General features: G+C 70.3%; 17 protein-coding genes, 1 tRNA gene and 2 riboswitches. Of the genes, 17 read left to right on the forward strand and 1 reads right to left on the reverse strand.

Annotated features, from left to right (window positions below; translation table 11 throughout):
* The first annotated feature begins 26 nt into the window (after window positions 1–26).
* The 5 genes from ACSX1D_RS06470 (at window position 27) to ACSX1D_RS06490 (ending at window position 2413) form a co-directional block, all read left to right on the forward strand.
* Complete coding sequence (locus ACSX1D_RS06470; protein WP_439861477.1) at window positions 27–665, forward strand: C40 family peptidase; 639 nt, start codon at window positions 27–29, stop codon at window positions 663–665.
* An 83-nt stretch (window positions 666–748) separates the two neighbouring features.
* The gene (locus tag ACSX1D_RS06475) at window positions 749–1270 is read left to right on the forward strand and encodes a C40 family peptidase (RefSeq protein WP_439861478.1); all 522 of its coding nucleotides are present in this window, start codon (window positions 749–751) and stop codon (window positions 1268–1270) included.
* Between the two features lie 18 nt (window positions 1271–1288).
* Window positions 1289–1951 (forward strand): O-methyltransferase, encoded by a 663-nt coding sequence (locus ACSX1D_RS06480; protein ID WP_439861479.1) that lies wholly within the window; start codon window positions 1289–1291, stop codon window positions 1949–1951.
* A 21-nt stretch (window positions 1952–1972) separates the two neighbouring features.
* Window positions 1973–2293 (forward strand): hypothetical protein, encoded by a 321-nt coding sequence (locus ACSX1D_RS06485; protein WP_439861480.1) that lies wholly within the window; start codon window positions 1973–1975, stop codon window positions 2291–2293.
* 44 nt (window positions 2294–2337) lie between these two features.
* A tRNA-Ala gene (locus ACSX1D_RS06490) sits at window positions 2338–2413 on the forward strand.
* 60 nt (window positions 2414–2473) lie between these two features.
* Here ACSX1D_RS06490 and ACSX1D_RS06495 read toward each other — a convergent pair.
* Window positions 2474–2821 (reverse strand): GFA family protein, encoded by a 348-nt coding sequence (locus tag ACSX1D_RS06495; RefSeq protein ID WP_439861481.1) that lies wholly within the window; start codon window positions 2819–2821, stop codon window positions 2474–2476.
* A 100-nt stretch (window positions 2822–2921) separates the two neighbouring features.
* A riboswitch (cobalamin riboswitch) is annotated at window positions 2922–3329 on the forward strand.
* A gap of 120 nt (window positions 3330–3449) precedes the next feature.
* Between ACSX1D_RS06495 and ACSX1D_RS06500 the strand changes: the two genes are divergently transcribed.
* The 12 genes from ACSX1D_RS06500 to ACSX1D_RS06555 all read left to right on the forward strand — a co-directional run bounded on the left by ACSX1D_RS06500 (window position 3450) and on the right by ACSX1D_RS06555 (window position 18219).
* Entirely contained in the window at window positions 3450–7766 is a 4317-nt protein-coding gene (locus tag ACSX1D_RS06500) for a cobaltochelatase subunit CobN (RefSeq protein WP_439861482.1), read from the forward strand.
* Window positions 7767–7768: 2 nt separating this feature from the next.
* Complete coding sequence (locus ACSX1D_RS06505) at window positions 7769–8245, forward strand: MotA/TolQ/ExbB proton channel family protein (protein WP_439861483.1); 477 nt, start codon at window positions 7769–7771, stop codon at window positions 8243–8245.
* Window positions 8223–8522 (forward strand): DUF2149 domain-containing protein, encoded by a 300-nt coding sequence (locus ACSX1D_RS06510; protein WP_439861484.1) that lies wholly within the window; start codon window positions 8223–8225, stop codon window positions 8520–8522. The genes ACSX1D_RS06505 and ACSX1D_RS06510 overlap by 23 nt, the downstream gene beginning before the upstream one ends.
* Before the next feature lie 64 nt (window positions 8523–8586).
* Window positions 8587–8823: riboswitch (cobalamin riboswitch) on the forward strand.
* A gap of 121 nt (window positions 8824–8944) precedes the next feature.
* Window positions 8945–10792 carry a TonB-dependent vitamin B12 receptor gene (gene btuB, locus ACSX1D_RS06515; RefSeq protein ID WP_439861485.1) on the forward strand — a complete coding sequence of 616 codons (1848 nt, stop codon included), beginning with the start codon at window positions 8945–8947 and terminating at the stop codon, window positions 10790–10792.
* Window positions 10793–10845: 53 nt separating this feature from the next.
* The gene (locus ACSX1D_RS06520) at window positions 10846–11421 is read left to right on the forward strand and encodes a hypothetical protein (RefSeq protein WP_439861486.1); all 576 of its coding nucleotides are present in this window, start codon (window positions 10846–10848) and stop codon (window positions 11419–11421) included.
* Entirely contained in the window at window positions 11418–12029 is a 612-nt protein-coding gene (cobO, locus tag ACSX1D_RS06525) for a cob(I)yrinic acid a,c-diamide adenosyltransferase (RefSeq protein WP_439861487.1), read from the forward strand. Before ACSX1D_RS06520 ends, cobO begins: the two co-directional genes overlap by 4 nt.
* Before the next feature lie 124 nt (window positions 12030–12153).
* Complete coding sequence (locus ACSX1D_RS06530; protein WP_439861488.1) at window positions 12154–13446, forward strand: cobyrinate a,c-diamide synthase; 1293 nt, start codon at window positions 12154–12156, stop codon at window positions 13444–13446.
* Window positions 13443–14090 carry a 5,6-dimethylbenzimidazole synthase gene (gene bluB, locus ACSX1D_RS06535; protein ID WP_439861489.1) on the forward strand — a complete coding sequence of 216 codons (648 nt, stop codon included), beginning with the start codon at window positions 13443–13445 and terminating at the stop codon, window positions 14088–14090. Before ACSX1D_RS06530 ends, bluB begins: the two co-directional genes overlap by 4 nt.
* Window positions 14087–14884, forward strand: coding sequence for a cobalamin-binding protein (locus ACSX1D_RS06540; protein ID WP_439861490.1), 798 nt, complete (start codon window positions 14087–14089; stop codon window positions 14882–14884). Before bluB ends, ACSX1D_RS06540 begins: the two co-directional genes overlap by 4 nt.
* Window positions 14881–15789 carry an adenosylcobinamide-phosphate synthase CbiB gene (gene cbiB / locus ACSX1D_RS06545; protein WP_439861491.1) on the forward strand — a complete coding sequence of 303 codons (909 nt, stop codon included), beginning with the start codon at window positions 14881–14883 and terminating at the stop codon, window positions 15787–15789. The genes ACSX1D_RS06540 and cbiB overlap by 4 nt, the downstream gene beginning before the upstream one ends.
* Window positions 15782–16774 (forward strand): threonine-phosphate decarboxylase CobD, encoded by a 993-nt coding sequence (gene cobD / locus ACSX1D_RS06550; protein ID WP_439861492.1) that lies wholly within the window; start codon window positions 15782–15784, stop codon window positions 16772–16774. Before cbiB ends, cobD begins: the two co-directional genes overlap by 8 nt.
* The gene (locus ACSX1D_RS06555; RefSeq protein ID WP_439861493.1) at window positions 16771–18219 is read left to right on the forward strand and encodes a cobyric acid synthase; all 1449 of its coding nucleotides are present in this window, start codon (window positions 16771–16773) and stop codon (window positions 18217–18219) included. The genes cobD and ACSX1D_RS06555 overlap by 4 nt, the downstream gene beginning before the upstream one ends.
* Window positions 18220–18408: the final 189 nt, after the last annotated feature.

Raw genomic sequence — 18408 nt, forward strand, 5'->3', positions numbered from 1 at the left:
TTCAGAATTCCGACACGGCTGTGCCCATGCTCAAACGCTTCGCACCCCTCGTGCCTTTCGCACCCCTCGTGCCTTTCGCACTCGTCCTGGTCCTCGCGGGCTGCGCCGGCCAGGCGCCGCAGACGCAATCCAGTGTATTCGGCCCCCTCAGCAAGTCGTCGATGTTCGTCTCGCGCCCCCCCCATGCCGAACCGACCGAGGAAGAACTCGCCGACCTGACCGACGACCAGCCCTATGAAATGCCCCAGCTGGCCGACAGCATCCTGTCCCATGGCCTGTCGCTGGTCGGCACCCGTTATCGCTTCGGCGGCAGCTCGGTGAAGTCCGGCTTCGATTGCAGTGGCTTCATCGGCTACCTGTTCCGCGAAGAGGCCGGCCTGCAACTGCCGCGCTCCACCCGCGAGATGATCAATATCGACGCGCCGCTGGTCGAGCGTGATGAGCTGGAGCCGGGCGACCTGGTGTTCTTCAGCACCAACGGCCGCGGCCGCGTCAGCCATGCCGGCATCTACCTGGGCGATGACCAGTTTATCCATTCGGCCAGTCGCCGCAGTGGCGGCGTGCGGGTCGACAGCCTGGACGACCGCTACTGGAAGCGCAGCTTCATCGAGGCCAAGCGCGTGCTGGCCATGGCGCCCAGCGAGTCGCTCGAGCGCCATCCCTGAGTCGTTGGTGGCGCCTCGGCGGTTGCGCGCCGACGCCTGAGCCGGCAGAGTAGGGCGCATCCAGGCTCAGGATCGCCTCGCTCATGCCCGCTACGCCCCGTGTCGCCTTGTTGCTTCTCGTCGCGCTGCTCAGCGCCTGCGCCGGCCGCCCGGCCGCTCCGCCAACCTCGATTCAGCTTCCCGCCGGTAGCCTTCACGGCAGCTCCGACGACGTGCTATTCCGTGCCTTGGGCCTGGTCGGCACCCCCTACCGCTATGGCGGCAACACCCCCGAAGGGGGCTTTGACTGCAGCGGGCTGATCGGCTATGTCTATCGCGACGCCGCCGGCATCCAGTTGCCCCGTTCGACCCGCGAACTGAGCGCACTGCGCGCGCCGACCATCGGCAGCCGCGAGGCTCTGCAGAGTGGCGACCTGGTGTTCTTCGCCACCAGCGGCGGCAGTCAGGTCAGCCATGCCGGCATCTACGTCGGCAACGGCCGCTTCGTCCATGCGCCCTCCAGTGGTGGCACCGTGCGCCTGGACAGCCTGAGCAACAGCTACTGGCAGCGCACCTACCTGGACGCCAAGCGCGTGTTCAGCGCCGAACTGGCGCGCAACCCCTGATTTCAGGCAGGCCAGCCCATGACCAATCGCACCCTCAACCTCGACGACGCACTGTATCGCTACCTGCTCGAGGTCTCCCTGCGTGAGACGCCGCTGCTCAAGCGCCTGCGCGAGGAGACCGCGCAGCTGGAAAACGCGCGCTGGCAGATCGCCCCGGAGCAGGGCCAGTTCATGGCGCTGCTGGTCAAGCTGACGGGCGCCAGGCGGGTCATCGAGATCGGTACCTTCACCGGCTACAGCGCCATTTGCATGGCCGAGGCCATGCCCGAGGACGGCCGGCTGATCTGTTGCGACATTTCCGGCGACTACAACGCCATGGCCCGGCGCTACTGGGACGAGGCGGGCCTGGCCGGGCGCATCGAGCTGCGCCTGGCGCCGGCCCTGGAGACCCTGGCAGCGATGGCCGGCGAGGAGCAGGACGGGCAGTTCGACCTGATCTTCATCGACGCCGACAAGGCCAACTACCCGGCCTACTTCGAGCATGCCCTGCGCCTGCTGCGCCCGGGTGGCCTGGTGCTGTTCGACAACACCCTGTGGAGCGGTCGGGTGCTCGAGGCCGCGCCGGACAGCGCCGATACCCGCGCTATCCAGGCCCTCAACCTGGCCCTGCGTGACGATGCGCGCATCGACCTGTCGCTGCTGCCCCTGGGCGACGGCCTGACCCTGTGCCGCAAGCGCTGACCCTGAGCTCGCCGCCGTCCCATGGCCGAACCGATTCGCCTGCCGCCCCAGCCCGAAGGCTGTGAGCTCTGCGCCCGCCAGGCGCCCTTGACCCGTCACCACCTGATCCCCAAGGCGTTGCACGACAAGCCCTACGTGCAGAAGCGCTACGCCAGGAGCGAGCGGATCACCGCCACCCTGTGGGTGTGTCGCGCCTGCCATAACCAGATCCACCGGCTGTTCAGCGAGAAGGAACTGGCGCTGCACTACAACAGCCGCGAGGCCCTGTTGAGTGATGAGCGCCTGTGCACCTTCGTCGCCTGGCTGGCGGCCAAACCGGCGGGCTTCATGCCGCGTCACTGAGCCATTGGCGTGCCGTCGAGGGCGGGCTAGATTGAATACTGCACGGGCCGATAGCTCAGCTGGGAGAGCGCCGCGTTCGCAATGCGGAGGTCGGGAGTTCGATCCTCCTTCGGTCCACCAAGTCGAAAAGCCAGGCCTCGGTGGCCTGGCTTTTTTGTCTTCGCTGCAGCTGTCGCCGCTCTAGAGCGCCTTGCCGTCGAACTGCTGGACCGGCACGGCGTCCAGGTCGATGCCTTCGAGGCAGCGGATATTGATCGCCGCCATGGCATTGCCCTTGGGGTCGGTGCCTTCGCCGAAGGGGTGGATGCCGCAGCGCGGGCAGAAGCGGTGCATGATCACATGCTTGTTGAAGCTGTAGGCGGCGGCGTCGCTGTCCGGGGTCAGCAGGTTCAGCCGGTCCCGCGGGACGAACCACATCAAGGCACCCTTGCGCTGGCAGATCGAGCAGTTGCAGGCCACGGCTCCGGCGATCTCGCCCTCCACCTCGAACGCCACCTGGCCGCAATGACAGCGTCCTCGGTATTTCATCGCAACGCTCCTGACGAGTAAGAGGAGGTAGAAGCTTAGCTCCCGTTGCGGGAGGCATCGGGCGCGCCCGTGCATTGACGCCCCGCCTGCCTGTCTCTACCCTGCGCGCCTTGCAACAGGTGCCCCCGACGCCGCGCGTCCGAGGGGTGAAACAGGGAAGTCGGTGCGTTCGGCCTCTACGGGCCCGCAATTCCGACGCTGCCCCCGCAACGGTAGACGAGTCAAACCCGCGCTTTTTACCACTGTGCCTGGGAGACTGTCGGACTTAACGCTGTTCTGCTGCGGAAAGCCGGATTCGGCCATTTTTGCTGCTCTTTTTCGTTGAATAGCCCGCTATTCGCCGCGAAAGACCAACAAAACTGCGCGGGGGTGCCCCCTCGAACCGGACTTTCCCTCGCTACGTACGGTTAAGCCCGCCAGGCTCCGCGCACGGGAAGGTGCGCGGGCCGGCGCCCTTAGAGGCGCGCCGCTCGTGAGCCCGGAGACCGGCCTGTCGCAGTCCACGGCATCGCGGAGGGCGTTGTCCGGCGGGTGGGCCGCGCCCTTGTCGTGGCCCATGCGTCGTCGTTCCTCCGCCTGCCTCTTGCGGTCTGGGTCGCGCGGGTGAGCGCGGCGGAGCTATTACGACATGAGCATGTCCCTTCCACGGTCTGCGTCCTTCCTGACGTGCGCCCTTTCCCTGGGCAGACGCCTGGCGCTCGCCACCTGCCTGGCGCTGAGCGCGCCGCTGGCCGGTGCGGCGCAGATCAACGCCATCGTCTCCGCCTACAGCGCCGCCGAGTTCGCCGCGGCGGTCGCCCAGTTCCAGCGCCAGTATCCCGGCCAGCGGGTCAGCGCGCGGACTCCCGAGCAGCTGGCCGAGCTGGACGATGCCGCCCTGCAGCAATGGCTGGATGCGGGCCAGGTGCTGTTCGGTGCCGGCATCTTCGGCGCCGAGGTGGAGCGTCTGCGGCCCCTGCTGGGCCGGGCGTCAGCCGCCGAGCTGTTCGTCCTGCACAGCGACCATGGCCTGGTGCAGCTCAGCCGCGCCGCCGGTCGTCCACTGTTCGCCTCCCGCGAAGAGGCCGAGCGCCTGGGCGCGGCCAAGCCGGGCGGGGCGCTGGCCCCCTGGCTGCAGGAGCAGCAGCGCGAACATCCGCGCCAGGCCGACTGGCTGAGCGCGCGCAGCTACTGGCTGGCCGGCGGCAGCGAGAACATCGCCGGGCTGCTGGCCTGGCTGGCGGCGCGGGTGGATACCGGCGTGGCGCCGGCGCCGGCCAGGGAGCGGGCGCCGCTGCGCTTCTACCAGGACGGCGAGCTGCGCAGCGCCGAGCAGCTGCGCTGGCGCGGCGAGGCCCTGGTGGCGCTGGTCGACCACGGGCGCGCCGATCGTGCCGGCGACCAGGCGCTCAACGATGCGCTGTGCCGCGCCCTGGGCGAGGCCGGTCTGGCTTGCGTCAGCCTGTTCGCCAACTGGGGTGAGGGCTCCCTGCAGGCGGTGCGCTGGCTCAAGGAGGGCGAGCACCCGCCGTTGGCGGCGGTGGTCGCCCTGCAGGACTTTGTCATCGGCGGCGGCGAGCACCGCGAGCAGGTCACCGAGCTGTTCGGCGAGCTGAACGTGCCGGTGCTCAAGGGCCTGCGCCTGGAGGACCGCAGCGAGGCGGCCTGGCAGCTGTCCAGCGACGGCCTGGCGCGCGACAAGGTGCACTACCAGCTGGCCATGCCGGAGCTGCAAGGCACCAGCCAGGCCATGGTGCTGGCGGCCTGGCGCGAGCGCCAGCTCGACCCGCTGTCCGGCATCCGCTTCGCCATCGGCGAGCCGCTGCCGCACCAGGTCGCCGCGATGAGCGCGCGCATCCAGCGCTGGCGACACCTGCAGCGCACGGCCAACGCCGACAAGCGCCTGGCGATCATCTACTACAACCATCCGCCGGGGCGGCACAACATCGGCGCGGACAACCTCGATGTGCCGCAGTCGCTGTGGCACATCCTCCAGCGCCTGCAGGCCGAGGGCTACGACACCGGGCCGCTGCCGGACAGCCCCGCGGTGCTGCTCGAACTGTTGCAGGAGCGCGGCGTCAACCTGCCGGAGCAGGGCGACGCCCTGGCCGAGATGGCCGGCAAGGTGCAGAGTCTGGGCGCTGAGGAGTACCGCGACTGGTTCGCCACGCTGCCGGCCGCGCTGCAGGCGGAGATGGTCCAGGGCCCCCTGGGTTACTGGCACGCCCAGCTGCGCCGGGCCCTGGCGGCCTCCGAGCTGCAGATCGCCGCGGATATCCTGGCCAGCGGCTCCAGCGAGCTGCACCACGTGCTCGATGGCGTCGAGCACCCGGCGCGGGCCCGCGCCCTGGACCTGCTGGCGCAGCTCGAGGCGCTGTACCGCGCGGCCGTGGCGCAGCCGACCCAGGCCGACTGGGCCCAGGCCGAGGGGTTGATCGCGGCGCTGGTGGCGACCGGCATCGAGGGCCTGCGCGGCTGGGGCGAGGGCCCGGGGCGGGTGATGGTCCGCGACGGCCGCCTGCTGTTGCCGGGGCTGCGGTTCGGCAAGGTATTCGTCGGCCCGCAGCCGCCGCGCGGCTGGGAGGTGGACGAGGAGCTGCTGCACGCCAACCTGGTGTTTCCGCCGCCGCATCAGTACCTGGCCTTCTATCACTGGCTGCGCGAGGGTTTCCGTGCCGACGCGCTGATCCACCTCGGCCGCCACTCCACCTACGAGTTCCTGCCGCGGCGGCGGGCGGGCCTGAGCGACGAGGACTATCCGACGCAGATACTCGGCGACCTGCCGAGCATCTACCCGTACATAGTCGACGGGGTCGGCGAGGGCATTCAGGCCAAGCGCCGCGGCCTGGCGGTGATGATCGACCACCTGACCCCGCCGCTGGTGGCCACGCCGCTGTACGACGACCTGCTCAAGCTGCGCCAGCTGATCGAGAGTTTCGAGGCCGGCGCCGGGCAGGGCGAGGGGCCGGCGCGACGCGCCACCATCGCCGAGATCAAGCGGCTGGTCGGCAGCGCCGGCCTGGAGTCGGAGCTGCGCGAGTCCATGGCCGAGGTGCTGGTCACCCGTGGCATCGACTTCGAGCAGGTCGATGACGACCTGCTGGTGCACGAGGTCGGCCACTACCTGACCAACATCCAGGAGCGCTTCATGCCCATGGGCCTGCACGTGTTCGGCAAGCCCTGGCAGCCCGAGGCGGTGCAGACCCTGCTGACCTCCATGGGCGCCGCCGGGGCGGGCCAGCGCCAGGCCCTGGTCGACTCGCCGGCGGCCGAGATGGCGGCGCTGCTGAGGGCTCTGGACGGCGGCTTCGTCGTCCCCGGCAAGGGCAACGACCCGATCCGCACGCCGCAGGCGCTGCCCACCGGGCGCAACTTCCATGCCCTGGACAGCAGCCTGCTGCCCAGTCGCATCGGCTGGGGCATCGGCCGCGAGATGGCGCAGCAGGCGCGGCAGCGGCCGCTCGCCGCCGAGGGCCGCGAGGCGGTGATCCTCTGGGCCTCGGACACGGTGCGCGACGAAGGCGCGATGATCGCCTTCGGCCTCGACCTGCTCGGCGTCGAGCCGCAGTGGAACGGTCGTGGCATCGTCCAGGGCATCCGGCGCCGCCCCCTGGCGCCTGGGGAGGAGCGTCGCGACCTGCTGTTCACCACCTCCGGGCTGTTCCGCGACCTCTACGCCGACCAGCTGGCGCTGCTCGAGCGCGCGGTGCTGCTGGCCCTGGACGGCGCCGCCGCAACCATTCGCCGCGACTACCCGGCGCTGCGTCCGGCCCTGTCCGCGGCCCTGGAGCCCCTCGGCGCGGCGGCCGGCGGCGGTCGCGAGAGTCTGGCGGCCAACCGCGTCGCCGCCCACTGGGTAGCGGACGCCGCGCGGCGCCTGGAGGCCGGGTTGAGTGCCGAGCAGGCCGGCAGCCTGGCGGCCCTGCGCCTGTTCGGCGTGGCCCCCGGGGCCTATGGAGCCGGCATCAACCGCCTGGTGGAGCGCTCCGGCAGCTGGCAGCAGCGTGGCGAACTGGCCCAGGCCTATGTCAGCCGCCTCGGCCACGCCTACGGCCTGCGCCACCAGGGCGAGCCGGTGCAGGAGGTGTTCCGCGACAACCTCAAGACGGTGCGCCGCACCTACCTCGGCCGTTCCAGCAACCTCTACGGCCTGCTCGACAACAACGACTCCTTCGATTACCTGGGTGGCCTGAGCCTGGCGGTGGAGCAGGTCTCCGGCAGCACCCCGGAAAACTTCGTCAGCTGGCACAACGACCCGGCGCGGGTGCGCCTGGAGCCGCTGCAGCAGGCGCTGCTGGCCGAGCTGCGCGGGCGCTTCCTCAACCCGGCCTGGATCGAGGCGCTGATGCAGCACGACTACGCCGGCGCACGGACCATGGGCAGCGAGTTCCTCGAATACCTCTGGGGTTGGCAGGTGACCAACCCGGAGATCATCCGTGACAGCGCCTGGGAGGAGGTCAAGGCGGTGTATGTCGACGACCGCTACCAAGTCGGCCTGGACGACTTCCTCGAGCAGGGCGCCAACGTGCACGTGAAGAGCAACATGCTGGCGATCATGCTGGTGGCCATCCACAAGGAGTTCTGGCAGGCCGACGCGGCCACCCGCCAGCAGCTCGGCGAGCAGTTCGCACGCCTGGTGGTCGCCCACGGCCTGCCCGGCAGCGGCCACACCCGGCCGGATCACCCCATGCTGCAGTGGCTGCTGCCGCAGCTGCCGGAGGAGCTGCGCAGCGCCCTGCAGCAGCGCCTGCAGGCGGCGCGCATCCAGTACGAGCCGGCGCCTGCGCCGAGCAGCCTCAGCGAGATCCAGGCGCCGCAGGCCGAGCCCGCCGCAGAATCGGGCGCCGCCCAAGGCGAGCCCCAAGCCCTGAGCCAGGCATTCTGGTTCGCCCTGGCGCTGCTGGCCGGCCTGCTCGCCCTGGGCGTATGGCGCGGCCGCGGCCCACGTATTTCGATAGGAGGTTAAGGATGTTCGACAGTCAAGTATTCACCTGGCTGCACCTGCTGGTCGGCTGGCTGCTGCAACCGGTCACCCTCGGCCTGTTCGCCCTGCTGGCCGTGGCGGTGTGGGATTGCGGGGTGGCCGTCGGCGAGCGCTGCGGCGGCCTGGCCCGCTGGCGCGTCTTGCCTGTCGCGGAGATCGAGCGGCGGGCGCGCCGGCGCCTGGACCGCGCCGACCTGATCGCCCGCATCGGCCCCATGCTCGGCCTAATGGGCACCCTGATCCCCCTGGGGCCCGGGCTGGCGGCCCTGGGCGAGGGCAATGTGCAGATCCTCAGCGTGGCCATGCGGGTGGCCTTCGACACCACGGTGTTCGGCCTGCTCGCCGGGCTGCTCGGCTTCGGCCTGGGGCGCCTGCGCCGCCGCTGGTACGACGAACTGCTGGACCAGTGTGAGGCCTGGGCGGGCGAGGAGCGGGCCGATGAGCCGGCGCTGGCGCTCTAGCCGCTTCGCCGCGGGCGACGACGACCCCCTCGGCCCGCTGGCCAACCTGGTCGACGTGGTGCTGGTGTTCGCCTGCGGGCTGATCGCCGCCCTGGTGGCGCAGACCGACCTGCTGGCCCGGCTCGAGGCGCGCCAGCAGCCGCTGCCGGTCGAGCGAGGCCGCGAGCTGCCGGCCCTGCCCGACAGCCTCAAGGGCCAGGGCGGCGAGGGGCTGGAGAGCGTCGGCCAGGTCTATCGCGACCCGCAGACCGGCAAGCTGATCCTGATCGGCCAGTGAGGCGGCAGGAGGGCGGCGGTCGACAGGCGCGCGCGGCGTTGACGTTGCCGTGGCAACTCTCTACCCTGCGCGCCTTGCTTCAGGTGCCCCCGACGCTGCGCGTCCGAGGGGTGAAACAGGGAAGTCGGTGCGTTAGGCCTGTCCGGGCCAACCATTCCGACGCTGCCCCCGCAACGGTAGACGAGTCAAACCAGCGCTGTTCAACCACTGTGCCTCGGCATGGGAAGGTACGCTGGCGGGCGATCCGCAAGTCGGATCGCCGCTCGTGAGCCCGGAGACCGGCCTGTAGCAGTCCACGGCATCGCGGAGGGCGTTGTCGGGCGGGTGGACTGCGCCTGACTGCCGTTCGCCCGTCCTTTGCGCTCCGTATGCCTTTCTCAGCCTAAGTCGCCCGGGTGGGTGCGACGGAGCATAGATCGAGCATGAGCAAGTCCCTTCTGACGCCGGCAGCGCTGCTGGCGTGCAGCATCAGCAGTATTTCCCTGGCGCAAGCCGCCCAACCGACGCGGTTGAACGATCAACTGGTGACCGCCAGCCGCACGGCGCAGACCGCCGAGCAGAGCCTGGCGGCGGTAACCGTATTCGACCGCGCGCAGATCGAGCAGAGCCAGGCGACCTCGGTGCCCGAGCTGCTCAAGCGCGTGCCGGGCGTGTCCTTCGCCAACAACGGCGGGCCGGGCAAGAACACCTCGCTGTTCATGCGCGGCAGCGAATCCGACCATGTGCTGGTGCTGATCGACGGCATCAAGGTCGGCTCGGTGACCTCTGGCGGCACGGCCCTGCAGGACCTGCCCCTGGAGCTGATCGAGCGCATCGAGGTGGTGCGCGGGCCGCGCTCCAGCCTGTACGGCTCCGAAGCCATAGGTGGGGTGATCCAGATCTTCACCCGCAAGGGCGGCAGCGGCGCTGCCAAGCCGTTCTTCTCCGCCGGTTACGGCACCCACGACAGCTACAGCGGCAGCGCCGGGGTTGCCGGCGGCGCCGGCGCCGGCTGGTACAGCCTGGGCGTCAGCGGCATCGATACCGACGGCATCAACGTCAAGCCGATCGGCGCCAGCGGCTACGAAGACGATGCCGACGGCTACCGTAACCTCTCCGCCACGCTCAGCACCGGCTACCGCTTCGCCAACGGCCTGGAGCTGGACGCCAACCTGCTGCGGGCCAAGTCGCACAACGACTACGACCAGGTCAATCGCAGGCGCACCTCGGGCTTTCACGCCCATGCCGATGGCGAGGCGAACGTCTTCGGCACCCGTGCGCGCTTCGCCCCGCTCGAGCCCTGGCAGGTGACCCTGCAGGTCGGGCGCAGCGAAGACAAGTCCGACGCCTTTCTCGACGGCCGTTTCAGTTCGCGTTTCGACAGTCGCCGCGACAGCGCCAGCTGGCAGAACGACCTCGCCCTGGCGAGCGGCCATACCCTGACTCTGGGCGCCGACCATCAGCACGACGAGGTCAACGGCAGCACCGCCTACGCCGAGGATTCCCGGGACAACAAGGGCGCCTTCGCCCAGTACCTCGGCGAGGTCGGCCGGCACGACTGGCAGCTGTCGCTGCGCCGCGACGACAACCAGCAGTTCGGCCGCCACGACACCGGCAACCTCGGCTATGGCTATGCCCTGAGCGACGCGCTGCGGGCGACTGTCAGCTATGGCACGGCGTTCAAGGCACCGACCTTCAACGAGCTGTACTACCCCGGCTATGGCAACCCGCAACTGCAGGCGGAAACCTCCCGGAGCCTGGAGGTCGGCCTGGCCGGCCGGCATGGCTGGGGCCATTGGTCGCTCAACGCCTTCCGCACGGTGATCGACGACCTGATCGCCTACGACTCGAGCATCAAGGCGCCGGCCAACGTCGACCAGGCGCGCATCCGCGGCGTCGAGCTGGTGCTCGGCAACCGGTTGCTCGGCTGGGACTGGAACGCCAACTACACCCTGCTGGAGCCGGAGAACCGCTCGTCCGGGGCCAATGACGGCAACGAACTGGCGCGCCGCGCCAAGCAGCTGTTCAACCTGGACCTGGATCGTCGCCTCGGCGCCTTCAGCCTCGGCGCCAGCCTGCACGCCGAAGGCCAGCGCTTCGACGACCTGGCCAACAACAAGCCGCTGTCCGGCTTTGCCACCCTCGACCTGCGCGGCGAATACCGCATCGACCCCGAATGGCGCCTGCAGGCCCGGGTGGCCAACCTGCTGGACGCCGACTACGAGACCGCCGAGGGCTTCAACCAGCCCGGCCAGGCGGTCTACCTGACGGTGCGCTACCAGGCGCTGTAATCCCCCCGGCGCCGACGGGCTGACCCGTCGGCGCCCTCACCAGGAGAACCCCCATGCCCAAGCTGTCACCCTCCCTGCAACTGCTGCTCGGCCTCGCCCTGGCGGCGCTGCTGGCCATGACCCGCGGCCATCACTTTGCCTCGGTCAACCTGCCCAGCGCCTCCTGGGCGGTGTTCTTCCTCGCCGGCGTGCTGCTCGCGCCGCGCTGGGTGTTCCCGGCGCTGTTCATCGAGGCTTCCCTGCTCGATTTCGCCGCCATGCAGTGGGCCGGGGTCAGCGACTGGTGCATGTCGCCGGCCTACTGGCTGCTCGTGCCGGCCTACGGCTCGCTGTGGCTGGCTGGCCGCCTGTACGCCGGCTGGCACCGCGACAGCCTGCAGAGCCTGGCGCTGCTGGCGGCGACCGTGGCGCTGGGCGCCCTGGTCGCCTACCTGTTCTCCGGCGGCGGCTTCCTCTATTTCTCCGGGCGTTATGCGGAGCCGAGCCTGGCCCTGCTGGCCGAGCGCATCGCCCAGTATTACCCGCGCTACCTAGGCACCCTGGCGCTCTATGTCGGTGTGGCGGCGATGCTCTACGTCGGCGCCCGCTCCTGGCAATTGGCGCAGCGCCGCGCGGAGGTGCAGGGATGAGCGAGTCGGTCGAGCGGGACGCGCGGCACAAGGCGCGCATGGCGCGCAAGAAGGCGTTGATCGACGAGAAGATCGCCCAGGCCCAGGACGAGTACGGCCTGCTGCTGGTGCACAGCGGCAACGGCAAGGGCAAGAGCAGCTCGGCCTTCGGCATGGTCGCCCGGGCCCTGGGGCACGGCATCAAGGTCGGCGTGGTGCAGTTCATCAAGGGTGCCGCCAGCACCGGCGAGGAGAGCTTCTTCCGCCGCTTCCCAGAGGAAGTCAGCTACCACGTGATGGGCGAGGGCTTTACCTGGGAGACCCAGGACCGCCAGCGCGACATCGAGAAGGCCCGACAGGCCTGGGCGGTCGCCCGGCAGCTGCTGAACGATCCGGCCATCGGCCTGGTCGTGCTGGATGAACTGAACATCGCCCTGAAGTACGGCTACCTGGAGCTGGAACCGGTGCTCGCCGATATCGAGGCGCGGCCGCTGCTGCAGCATGTGGTGGTGACCGGCCGGGGCGCCTTGCCGGGGATGATCGAGGCGGCGGACACCGTCACCGAGATGAGCCTGGTCAAACACGCCTTCAAGGCTGGCGTGAAGGCGCAGAAGGGCGTGGAGTTCTGATGAGCCCGCTCAAGGCATGCAGAGACCGCAGTTGCGTAGGGTGGATGACGCCGTTTTCATCCACCGTTGTCGTTGGTGGATGGGTAAGGCGCCATCCACCCTACGATGGTGAAGGGAGGCCGCGATGAGCGTTAGAAGCTGCCCGGCCCTGTTGGTCGCCGCGCCGGCCTCGGGGCAGGGCAAGACCACGGTCACCGCCGCCCTGGCGCGGTTGCACAGCCGCCAGGGCAAGCGGGTGCGGGTGTTCAAGTGCGGGCCGGATTTCCTCGACCCGATGATCCTCGCCCGCGCCAGCGGCCTGCCGGTGTACCAGCTGGACCTGTGGATGGTCGGCGAGGCCGAGAGCCGCCGGCTGCTGTGGCAGGCGGCCGGGGAGGCCGACCTGATCCTGATCGAGGGGGTGATGGGCCTGTTCGATGGCAGCCCGTCGGCGGCCGACCTGGCGCGGCGCTTCGGCGTGCCGGTGATGGCGGTGATCGACGGCTCGGCCATGGCCCAGACCTTCGGCGCCCTGGCCCATGGCCTGGCCAGCTTCCAGCCCGATTTGCCGTTCTCCGGGGTGCTCGGCAACCGGGTCGGCAGCGCGCGCCATGGCGAGATGCTGCGCGACGCCTTGCCCGCGGCGATCCGTTGGTACGGCGCCCTGCCGCGCAGCGCCGAGATCGAGCTGCCCAGCCGCCATCTGGGGCTGGTCCAGGCCGAGGAGCTGGCCGACCTGGATGCGCGCCTGGATGCCGCGGCCGACGCCCTGGCGGCCAGCGCCGATGTGGCCCTGCCGCCGCCGGTGGCCTTCGCCGCCCCCGCGCCGCGCCCGCTCGAGCCGCTGCTGGCCGGGGTGCGCATCGGCGTGGCCCGGGACAGCGCCTTCGCCTTTCTCTACCAGGCCAACCTGGACCTGCTGCGTGAGCTGGGCGCCGAGCTGCACTTCTTCTCGCCGCTGGCCGACAGCCAGTTGCCGGCGGTCGACAGCCTCTACCTGCCGGGCGGCTATCCCGAACTGCACCTGGCCGAGTTGCAGGGCAACCAGGCCATGGCCGAGGCGATTCGGAGCCACCACGCCGCCGGCAAGCCGATCCACGCCGAATGCGGCGGCATGCTCTACCTGCTCGAGCGGCTGACCGACAAGCAGGGCGTCAGCGGGCGGATGCTCGGCCTGCTGGCGGGCGAGGCGACCCTGCAGCCACGGCTGACCGCCCTGGCCCTACAGGAAGTCGAGATGCCCGTCGGGCGCCTGCGCGGCCACACCTACCATCACTCGGCGCTCAGCTGCGAGGTGGCGCCGTTTGCCCGTGGCGAGTGTCCGAACTACAAGCGCACCGCCGAGGCGGTCTATCGCCTGGGTCGGCTGACGGCCTCCTACATCCACTTCTACCTGCCCTCCGCTCCGCTGGCTGCTGCGGAGCTGTTCCGACCATGAACCCGCAGGCCTTCAGCCCCGCCGAGCGCGCGGCGGTCTACCGCGCCATCGCCGAGCGTCGCGACATGCGTCACTTTTCCGGTGGGCGGGTCGAGCCGGAGCTGCTGGCCCGGCTGCTGGAGGCGGCTCATCAGGCGCCCAGCGTCGGCCTGATGCAGCCCTGGCGCTTTATCCGCATCACCCGGCCCGAGCTGCGCGCGGCGATCCAGACCCTGGTGGAGGCCGAGCGCCTGCGCACCGCGGCGGCCCTGGGCGAGCGTGGCGACGACTTCATGCGGCTCAAGGTCGAGGGCATCGGCGACTGTGCCGAATTGCTGGTGGTGGCGCTGATGGACGGCCGCGAGGCCCATGTGTTCGGCCGGCGCACCTTGCCGGAGATGGACCTGGCCTCCCTGGCCTGCGCCATTCAGAATCTCTGGCTGGCCGCCCGCGCCGAGGGCCTGGGCATGGGCTGGGTGTCGTTGTTCGAGCCCGCTGCCTTGGCCGAACTGCTGGCCATGCCGCCGGGCAGCAAGCCGCTGGCGGTGCTCTGCCTGGGGCCGGTGACGTCCTTCTACACGGAGCCGATGCTGGCCCAGCAGGGCTGGGCCCGGCCGCGGCCGCTGGGCGAACTGCTGTATCAGGATCAATGGGGACAATCATGAAAGGCCCGCAACGCATCGTCTGCCTGTCCACCGAGACCTGCGAGACCCTCTACCTGCTCGGCGAGCAGGCGCGCATCGTCGGCATCTCCGGGTTCACCGTGCGCCCGCCCCAGGCGCGCAAGGAAAAGCCCAAGGTCAGCGGCTTCAGCAGCGCGCGGATCGACAAGATCCTCGCAGTGCAGCCCGACCTGGTGCTCGGCTACTGCGACCTGCAGGCAGACATCGCCGCCGATCTGGCCCGCCGGGGCCTGGAGGTGCACCTGTTCAACCAGCGCGATATCGCCGGCACCTATCGGATGATCGAGACCCTCGGCGCCCTGGTGCATGCCAACGCGCGGGCCGAAGCGCTGATCGCCGAGTTGCAGGCCGGCCTGGAGGCGATCCGCGCCAGCGCCGCGCGCCTGCCACGGCGGCCGCGGGTGTATTTCGAGGAGTGGAACGAGCCGCTGATCAGCGGCATCGGCTGGGTCAGCGAACTGATCGAGCTGGCCGGCGGCGAGGATTGCTTCGCCGAGCTGGCTGGCTGCCACAGCGCCCGGCAGCGGATCATCGCCGACCCGCTGGAGGTGGTGCGCCGTGCCCCGGAGCTGATCATCGGCTCCTGGTGCGGCAAGCGCTTCCGCCCGCAGCAGGTCGCCGCCCGGCCGGGCTGGCAGGCGATTCCGGCGGTGCGGCATAACCAGCTGCACGAGATCAAGTCGCCGGACATCCTCCAGGCCGGCCCGGCGGCGCTGAGCGATGGCGTGCGCCAGTTGCATGCGCTGATTCGCGCCTGCGTGGAGGCCGGCGCATGAGCCTGCTGCTCGCCACCCTGGCCGGTGTCGCCCTGGACATGGCGCTGGGGGAGCCCAAGCGCTGGCACCCTCTGGTGGCGTTCGGCCGCCTGGCCGAAGGCATCGAACAGCGGCTCAACGCCGCCGGGCGCGGCTGGCGCAGTCACGGGGTCAGCGCCTGGTGCCTGGCGGTGCTGCCGCTGACCCTGCTGGCCGGGTTGCTGGCCCAGCTGCCGCTAGTCGGCTGGGCCGTGGAAATCCTCGCCCTGTACCTCGCCCTGGGGCTGCGCAGCCTGGGCGAGCACGCGCTGCCGGTGGCCCAGGCCCTGCGCCTGGGCGACCTGCCCCTGGCCCGCGAGCGGGTTGGCCAGATGGTCAGCCGCAACACCGCGGTTCTGGATGCCAGGGGCGTGGCCCGCGCCGGCACCGAGTCGGTGCTGGAGAACGGCTCGGATGCGGTGTTCGCCGCACTGTTCTGGTTCCTCGTCGCCGGCGCCCCGGGCGTCGTGCTCTATCGCCTGAGCAATACCCTGGACGCCATGTGGGGCTACCGCACGGCGCGCTTCGAGCGCTTCGGCTGGGCCGCGGCGAAGGTCGACGATTGGCTCAACTACCTGCCGGCGCGGCTGGTGGCGCTGACCTATGCGCTGCTCGGGCGCACCGGCATGGCCCTGCAGTGCTGGTGGCGCCAGGCGCCGCAGTGGGACAGCCCCAACGCCGGCCCGGTGATGGCTGCCGGCGCCGGCGCCCTGGGCATCGGCCTGGGCGGCGCGGCGCAGTATCACGGCGAGCTGCATGAGCGCCCGGTGCTGGGCGAGGGCCCGCCGCCGCGGGCGCGGGACATCGAGCGGGCGCTGAACCTAGTGCATGGCGGGGTGCTGCTGTGGCTGGCCCTGTTGCTGCTGTGGGGGCTGTTCGGTGCTTGAGCATGGCGGGCGGCTGCGCGCGGCGGCGCAGCGTCATGGTATCGCCCTGGGCGACTGGCTGGACCTGTCTACCGGCATCGCCCCCTATGGCTGGTCGGTCCCGACTTTGCCGCTGCAGGCCTGGACCCGTCTGCCCGAACCGGACGACGGCCTGCAGGCGGCGGCCCGCGATTATTACGCGGCGCCAGCCGTGCTGCCGGTGGCTGGTTCCCAGGCGGCGATCCAGGCCCTGCCGCGGTTGCGCGGGCGATCCAGGGTGGGCGTCGTCGCGCCGGCCTATGCCGAGCACGCGGCAGCCTGGCAGCGCGAGGGCCATCAGCTGCTGACCCTCGCCGATCAGGCGATCGATGCGCAGTTGCAGCAGCTCGACGTGCTGCTGCTGGTCAACCCGAACAACCCCAGCGGCCGGCGCTTCGCCCCCGAGCAGCTGCTGGCCTGGCATGCGCGTCTGGCCGCGCGCGGTGGCTGGCTGGTGGTCGACGAGGCCTTTGTCGACTGCACGCCGCAGTCCAGCCTGGCTGGCCACAGCCAGCTGCCAGGGCTGATCGTGCTGCGTTCGTTCGGCAAGTTCTTCGGTCTCGCCGGTATCCGCCTGGGCTTCGTCCTGGCCGAGCAGTGCCTGCTGGAGCGCCTCGACGAACTGCTCGGGCCCTGGACCGTCAGCGGCCCGACACGGGCGCTGGCCACGCTGCTGCTGCGGGATCGACCCGGCCAGCAGTTGCAGCGCCGGCGCCTGCTGGCCGATGGTGAGCGGCTGGCCGCCTTGCTCGGCGCCCACGGCCTGCCGCCCAGCGGCGGCTGCGCGCTGTTCCACTGGTGCATCGAGGCGCGCGCGGCACAACTGCACGAATTTCTTGCCCGCCAGGGCATTCTCACCCGCCTGTTCGCCAGCCCTCCGAGCTTGCGCTTCGGCCTGCCGGCGGACGAAGCGGGCTGGGCCCGCTTGGAGCGGGCATTACAGGCATTCAAGGAGCATTCGGCATGACCACATTGATGGTCCAGGGCACCACCTCCGATGCCGGCAAGAGCACCCTGGTGACCGCGCTGTGCCGCTGGCTCAGGCGCCAGGGCGTGGCGGTGGTGCCGTTCAAGCCGCAGAACATGGCGCTCAATTCCGCCGTTACTGAAGACGGCGGCGAGATCGGCCGCGCCCAGGCGGTGCAGGCCCAGGCCGCCGGCCTGGCGCCGCACAGCGACATGAACCCGGTGCTGCTCAAGCCCAACAGCGACACCGGCGCCCAGGTGATCATCCACGGCCGCGCCATCAGCAGCATGGAGGCCGCGACCTACCATGACTACAAACAGGTGGCGATGCAGGCGGTGCTGGCGTCCCACGCGCGCCTGTGCGCCGCCTATCCGGTGGTGATGGTGGAGGGTGCGGGCTCGCCGGCGGAGATCAATCTGCGCGCCGGTGATATCGCCAACATGGGCTTCGCCGAGGCGGTGGACTGCCCGGTGATCCTCATCGCCGATATCGACAAGGGCGGAGTTTTCGCCCACCTGGTCGGCACCCTCGACTTGCTCAGCCCGTCGGAACAGGCGCGCATCCAGGGTTTCGTGATCAACCGTTTTCGCGGCGACATCGCCCTGTTGCAGCCGGGCCTGGACTGGCTGGAGCGGCGCACCGGCAAACCGGTGCTCGGCGTGCTGCCGTACCTGATGGATTTCCACCTGGAGGCCGAGGACGCCATCGACACCCGCCAGAGCGCCAAGGCCGGCGAGTCGATCAGGGTGGTGGTGCCGGTGCTGCCGCGCATCAGCAACCACACCGATTTCGACCCGCTGCGCCTGCACCCGCAGGTCGAGCTGTGCTTTGTCGGTCCGGGCCAGGCGATTCCGCCGGCCGACCTGATCGTCCTGCCCGGCTCCAAGAGCGTGCGCGCCGACCTGGCGTTCCTCCGCGAGCAGGGCTGGGAGACGGCCATTCACAAGCACCTGCGCTATGGCGGCAAGCTGCTGGGCATCTGCGGTGGCCTGCAGATGCTCGGCCGCTTCATCGACGACCCCCATGGCCTGGAAGGGGCATCCGGCAGCAGCCAGGGTTTCGGCCTGCTCGACTTGGCCACGGTGCTGGAGGCTGAGAAGCAGCTGCGCAATGTGCAGGGGCGCCTGTGCCTGGAGGACGCGGCCGTGACCGGCTACGAGATCCATGCCGGGGTCAGCACGGGGACCGGGCTGAACGGCGCGGTGCGGCTGGACGACGGCCGTTGCGATGGCGCGCTGAGCGCCGACGGCCAGGTGATGGGCACCTATCTGCACGGCCTGTTCGAGTCCGTCCCGGCCTGTGGCGCGCTGCTGCGCTGGGCCGGCCTGCGCGAGGTGCAGACGGTGGATTACCGGGCCCTGCGCGAACGCGATATCGAGCGCCTCGCCGATCTGGTCGAGGCGCACCTGGATACCGCCAGGCTACGCGAGCTGTGCGGCCTGTAGGAGTAGGGTGCCCCAGGCGCACCAAAGGGCAGATTAACGGTGCGCACAGCGCACCCTACGGAGTCGGTAGGGTGGATGTCGCCTTTTACATCCACCAAGGCAGCGGCCAACGGTGGAGCGCGGTCCACCCTGGGCGGGCGTAGGGTGCGCCAGGCGCACCAAGGAAAACATGAACGGTGCGCACGGCGC

The sequence above is a fragment of the Pseudomonas sp. MBLB4136 genome (genome assembly GCF_051904765.1).
GTDB lineage: Bacteria > Pseudomonadota > Gammaproteobacteria > Pseudomonadales > Pseudomonadaceae > Aquipseudomonas.

Bases quoted from the DNA above. Each gene is read 5' to 3' on its own strand.
- ACSX1D_RS06470 (WP_439861477.1), top strand. From the start codon at position 27: ATGCTCAAACGCTTCGCACCCCTCGTGCCTTTCGCACCCCTCGTGCCT.
- ACSX1D_RS06475 (WP_439861478.1), top strand. From the start codon at position 749: ATGCCCGCTACGCCCCGTGTCGCCTTGTTGCTTCTCGTCGCGCTGCTC.
- ACSX1D_RS06480 (WP_439861479.1), top strand. From the start codon at position 1,289: ATGACCAATCGCACCCTCAACCTCGACGACGCACTGTATCGCTACCTG.
- ACSX1D_RS06485 (WP_439861480.1), top strand. From the start codon at position 1,973: ATGGCCGAACCGATTCGCCTGCCGCCCCAGCCCGAAGGCTGTGAGCTC.
- ACSX1D_RS06495 (WP_439861481.1), bottom strand. From the start codon at position 2,821: ATGAAATACCGAGGACGCTGTCATTGCGGCCAGGTGGCGTTCGAGGTG.
- ACSX1D_RS06500 (WP_439861482.1), top strand. From the start codon at position 3,450: ATGAGCATGTCCCTTCCACGGTCTGCGTCCTTCCTGACGTGCGCCCTT.
- ACSX1D_RS06505 (WP_439861483.1), top strand. From the start codon at position 7,769: ATGTTCGACAGTCAAGTATTCACCTGGCTGCACCTGCTGGTCGGCTGG.
- ACSX1D_RS06510 (WP_439861484.1), top strand. From the start codon at position 8,223: ATGAGCCGGCGCTGGCGCTCTAGCCGCTTCGCCGCGGGCGACGACGAC.
- btuB (WP_439861485.1), top strand. From the start codon at position 8,945: ATGAGCAAGTCCCTTCTGACGCCGGCAGCGCTGCTGGCGTGCAGCATC.
- ACSX1D_RS06520 (WP_439861486.1), top strand. From the start codon at position 10,846: ATGCCCAAGCTGTCACCCTCCCTGCAACTGCTGCTCGGCCTCGCCCTG.
- cobO (WP_439861487.1), top strand. From the start codon at position 11,418: ATGAGCGAGTCGGTCGAGCGGGACGCGCGGCACAAGGCGCGCATGGCG.
- ACSX1D_RS06530 (WP_439861488.1), top strand. From the start codon at position 12,154: ATGAGCGTTAGAAGCTGCCCGGCCCTGTTGGTCGCCGCGCCGGCCTCG.
- bluB (WP_439861489.1), top strand. From the start codon at position 13,443: ATGAACCCGCAGGCCTTCAGCCCCGCCGAGCGCGCGGCGGTCTACCGC.
- ACSX1D_RS06540 (WP_439861490.1), top strand. From the start codon at position 14,087: ATGAAAGGCCCGCAACGCATCGTCTGCCTGTCCACCGAGACCTGCGAG.
- cbiB (WP_439861491.1), top strand. From the start codon at position 14,881: ATGAGCCTGCTGCTCGCCACCCTGGCCGGTGTCGCCCTGGACATGGCG.
- ACSX1D_RS06555 (WP_439861493.1), top strand. From the start codon at position 16,771: ATGACCACATTGATGGTCCAGGGCACCACCTCCGATGCCGGCAAGAGC.